The organism is Emticicia sp. W12TSBA100-4, assembly GCF_040253585.1.
In the GTDB taxonomy this organism is placed as follows: Bacteria; Bacteroidota; Bacteroidia; order Cytophagales; family Spirosomataceae; genus Emticicia.
The window spans coordinates 1-228 of the sequence record NZ_JBELAU010000118.1 but is presented as its reverse complement, the minus strand read 5'-3'; the positions used below and the strand labels follow the sequence as shown (position 1 = coordinate 228).

Annotated in this window: 1 protein-coding gene; it reads left to right on the top strand. The window is 47.8% G+C overall.

The features are described 5' to 3' along the window. Nucleotides 1-228, top strand: a 228-nt coding sequence (locus ABR854_RS26025; RefSeq protein WP_350268755.1) for a SprB repeat-containing protein, incomplete at both ends; no start/stop codon positions are given.

Sequence of the window (228 nt, the reverse complement as noted above, 5' to 3'; positions counted from 1 at the left end):
AAACAACCAACGGCAGCATTGACGACGACCCCGAGTGGTGTAGATGTGAAGTGTTACGGGGATGCAAGTGGCAGTGCGAGTGTAATTGCAGCAGGTGGCACGAGTCCATATACTTATAAATGGAGTAATAATGCAACGACCTCAACGATAAACGGTCTAATAGCGGGCACCTACACGGTAGTAGTAACAGATGCGAACAGTTGTACAGCAACAGCGAGTGTAGTAGTA